3 protein-coding genes are annotated in these 4407 nt (G+C 71.8%); all 3 read left to right on the plus strand.

Going from position 1 to position 4407, the window contains the following annotated elements:
- Positions 1-1548 (plus strand): helix-turn-helix transcriptional regulator (locus tag V8688_RS31455; RefSeq protein ID WP_342802333.1); only part of this gene is annotated, 1548 nt, incomplete at its 5' end.
- A gap of 93 nt (positions 1549-1641) precedes the next feature.
- Positions 1642-3441 carry an HSP90 family protein gene (locus V8688_RS31460; protein ID WP_308248470.1) on the plus strand — a complete coding sequence of 600 codons (1800 nt, stop codon included), beginning with the start codon at positions 1642-1644 and terminating at the stop codon, positions 3439-3441.
- On the plus strand, positions 3441-4407 hold a 967-nt coding region (locus V8688_RS31465; protein WP_342802334.1), incomplete at its 3' end, for a hypothetical protein. The genes V8688_RS31460 and V8688_RS31465, both read left to right, overlap by 1 nt.

The following is a 4407-nucleotide window of genomic DNA, read 5'->3' on the forward strand; positions in this document are numbered from 1 at the left end:
CGCGCCGACCTGCTGCTCGACCTCGCCCGCGACGAGTTCGCGGCGGGCCGGATCGCCGACAGCCTCGCGCACTGCGTCCAGGCCGCCGCCCTCGCCGAGCGGGCCGCTCGCCCCGACCTGCTCGCCGAGGCGGCGCTGGTGGTCCACGGCGTCACCACGCCCACCGTGATGACCCAACTCGACCTGCTGTGCGACAACGCTTTACGTCGACTCGAACCGGGCACGCACGACGACCTGATCGCCCGGATCCTGGCCAGGCACGCCCTCTCGGCCGCCGACCGTGGCGCGGGCGCGACGGCCAGGGCGCTGTCCGAGCAGGCCATGCGCGCCGCCGCGCACTCGACCGACCCCGATGTCACGCTCGATGCCCTCCACGCCCGGCACCTGTCGCTGGCCGCGCCCGACTATCTCGACGAACGAACCGCCTTGGCCGCCAGGGCGATCGAGATCGCGGTCGACGCCGAGCAACCGCTGGCCCAGCTCTGGGGACACGTGTGGACCGCCGACGCGAGCCTGCAACGCGGCGACCTCACCGCCTTCGACAGCGCCCTGGACCACATCGACCTGCTGGTCGAGCGCCGTCGGCTGCCGCTCGCCCGCTGGCACCTGCTGCGCCTGCGCGCCACCCGCGCCGTCCTGGTGGGCGAACTCGCCGCCGCGCTCGACTTCGACACCGCCGCCTATGAACTGGCCGTCGGCATCGGCGACTTCTCGCTGGCCGGACTGCACCACGCGTTTCGCGGGATGTACGCGGTGATCATCGGACATGTCGACCGCGCCGAGCTGACCGAAGCGGTCGCGTCACTGGCCTTCGCCCCGAAGATCCCGATCGCGCAGCTCTTCGCGCCGCTGATGCACGCGCTCGCCGGCGATCTCGACGAAGCCAGGGCCCTGTTCGCGCCCTTCCGGGAGCTCCCCGACACACTCGAGATCGGCGCGCGCTGGGCGGGCACCGTGTTCAGTGTCGGCTTGGTGGCCGAACTGCTCGACGACGCCGAGACCGCCGATCGCGTCTACCGCGCCCTGGCCGGGCAGGAAGGGCACTACTGCGCCGACGGCACCGGCGCGCTGATCTGCGTCAGCTCGCTGGCCAGGGTCCGGGCCGACAACGCGCGCGTCGCCGGACACCTGGACGCCGCGGTCGAGCTGTACCGGCGTGGCCTGGAGATGGACACCAGGATCGGCGCGCGCCCCTTCGTCGCGCTCGGCCACCTCGGGCTGGCCCGCACCTTGCTCGCCCGCGCCGAGTTCACCGCCGCGCGCGCCGCGGCCGAACAGGCGGCCGCCGGCTTCCGCAGGCTCGGCATGACCCATCGCCTGGCCGCCGCCGACGCGCTGCTCACCCGCATCACCGCCGCCGCCCGCTGCGCCGATCCGCTCACCCCGCGCGAGCGCGAAGTCCGCGAGCTGGCGGCGGCGGGACTGACGAATCGCGAAATCGCCACCCGCCTCGTTCTTTCCGAACGCACCGTGGAAACCCACGTCCGCAACATCCTCGCCAAACTGGGCGTCACCAACCGGACCGAGCTCGCCCGCGACACCCGCTGACGCAGGTCATGCCCCTGACATCGTGGCCGGTACGAGGGACGATCTTGCGGTTACAGTGGCCGGGCAAGTAATGCTCGTGCTCGGAGGGGACCGGTGGTGGAACAGGTATTCCAGGTCGATTTGCGTGGTGTGGTCGACCTGCTCAGTCACCACCTGTACGGCAGTCCGCGGGTGTATGTGCGCGAGCTGATGCAGAACGCCGTCGACGCGAGCACCGCGCGCCGGGCGCTCGACCCGTCGGCGCAGCTCAGCGTGCGGATCGAGACCGCCGACCGCACCGGCGACGGCAGCATCCGCATCCACGACACCGGCATCGGGCTCACCGAGGCCGAGGTGCACACCTTCCTGGCCACCATCGGCCGCAGCGGCAAGCGCGACGATCTCGGCTTCGCCAGGCACGAGTTCCTCGGCCAGTTCGGCATCGGTCTGCTCTCGTGCTTCCTGGTCGCCGACGAGGTCACCGTGCTGACCCGCTCGGCGCGCGGCGGGCCGACGGTGCGCTGGACCGGGTTCGCCGACGGCCGCTACCGCGTCGAACCCGCCTCGCGGGAACGCGAGGAACCGGGCACCACGGTCATCCTGACGCCCCGGCGCGGCGCCGAGCAGTGGCTCACCGGCGCCACCGTCACCGAGCTGGCCGCGCTGTTCGGCAGTCTGCTGCCGTTCGAGGTCACCGTCGACGGGCACTCGGTCACCGAGCCGGAGCTGCCGTGGCGGGCCAACCACCCCACCCCCGACGACCGCACGGCCGCCCTCGCGGCCTACGCCGAGGACACCTTCGGCTTCACCCCGTTCGCCACCTTCGATCTCAGCTGTGCCGAATCCGGCGTCACCGGGGTGGCTTTCGTGCTTCCGCAGCCGGTCAACCCGGCGGCCAAGGCCGGGCACCGGGTGTACCTCAAGCGCATGCTGCTGGCCGAGAGCGTCGCCGGGCTGCTGCCCGACTGGGCCTTCTTCGTGCGCTGCGTCGTCGACACCACCGAGCTGCGGCCGACCGCCAGCCGGGAGGCACTGTACGAGGACGACCTGCTCGAATCCACCAGGGAGGTGCTCGGCGGGCAGATCAGGGACTGGCTGGTGGAGTTGTCCACCGCCGACCCGGCCGCGCTCGCCCGCTTCCTGCGCGTCCACGATCTCGGCGTGAAGGCGCTCGCCCTGCACGACGACGACATGCTCCGGCTGGTCGATCGCTGGCTGCCGGTGGAGACCAACGCCGGGCAGATCCCGCTGGCCGAGTTCCGCCGCCGGTTCGGCGGGGTCCGCTACACGCCCTCGGTGGAGGAGTTCCGCCAGCTCGGCGCGGTGGCGGCCGCCCAGGGCCTCGGCCTGGTGAACGGCGGCTACACCTACATCACCGAGATCGTGGAGCGCCTGCCCGCGCTCGACCCCGAGATCCAGGTGACGCGCCTGGATACCGCCGCCCTGGCGACCCACTTCGACCTGGTCGACCCGGCGACCGAATTGGCGCTGCGCCCGTTCCTGACGACCGCCCAGCGGGTGCTCGACCGGCTCGAATGCGAGGTCGTGCTGCGCACTTTCGATCCGCCGTCGCTGTCGGCGCTGTATCTGCTCGACCGCGACACCCAGCATCGCGCCGAACTGCGGGCCACCCGCCAAGTCGCCGACGACCTGTGGGCCGACGTCCTAGGTGCCTTCGATTCCGGCCAGGACAGCGACCGCCCGCAACTGGTGCTCAACCACCGCAATCCGCTGGTGCGCCGCATCGCCGGGCTCGCCGACGCCCGGTTGGTGACGATGGCGGTCGAGGCGCTCTACAGCCAGGCGCTGCTGCTCGGCCAGCATCCGATGCGGCCGGTCGACACCGCGCTGCTGAACAAGTCGTTCGTCGGTCTGCTCGACTGGGCAGTGCACGATCCGCAGGGAGAGCTCTGATGTCCGACACCGTCGACGACCTGTGGCGGCTGCTCGCCCAGGCGGGCAACATGCCCTACGGCGACAGCAAAGACGCACTGCTGGAACAGGTCCTGCGGCACGCCGACGCCGGCGGGCACACCGACCTCGCGTTCCGCACCCGCATGCGGTTGATCACCGCCTACGCGCAGGGCATGAGCCCGGCCAAGCTGTTCGTCCCGTTCGCCCGCTGCCTGGCCGACTACGACCGCGACCCCGGCGCCTACGAGGAGTGGGTGGCGTCCGCGCTGCGCTGGGACTTCAAGTTCGCGGTGCGCGCGATGACGAATTTCCCCGAGGTGCCCAAGGATCGGGCGTTGGCCGCGCTGGACCAGATGGAGCAGCGCTATCGGCTGGAGGGCCAGAGCCTGCACGCGGTGCACGCTTACCGGCCCTATGTCGCCGAGCATCTGGGCGACCTGGCCGAGGCCGAGCGCTGGTACGAAAGGTGGTGCACCACACCGCGCGACGAGAACTCCGACTGCGCAGGCTGCGACCCCACCGGCAAGGTCGCCTGGCTGGCGATGCGGGATCGCGATGCCGAGGCCGTCGAGCTGGCCGCCCCTGTCCTGCGCGGCGAACTGCACTGCAACGAACAGCCGCAGCTGATCCTGACCGCGTTGCTGCTGCCCTACCTGCGCACCGGCCAGCTCGACGCGGCGCGCGACGCGCACCGCCGGTCCTACCGGGTGCTGCGCACCAAACCGCAGGACCTGCGGGCCATCGCCACCCACCTCGAGTTCTGCGCGTTGTCCGGCAATCAGGCGCGCGGCCTGGAACTGCTCGACCGGCATCTCGGCTGGCTCGACCGCTCGCCCAATCCGTCGGCCGCCATGGACTTCGCCGCCGCGGCCGCGCTGCTGCTGCGCACGGTGGACGACGCGGGCCACGGCGACACCGTCGTCCGGCGGCCCGCGCACCTCGAGCGGCCCGCCGCCGAATCGACCG

The organism is Nocardia sp. No.11 (genome assembly GCF_038752175.1).
Taxonomy (GTDB): Bacteria; Actinomycetota; Actinomycetes; order Mycobacteriales; family Mycobacteriaceae; genus Nocardia; species Nocardia canadensis.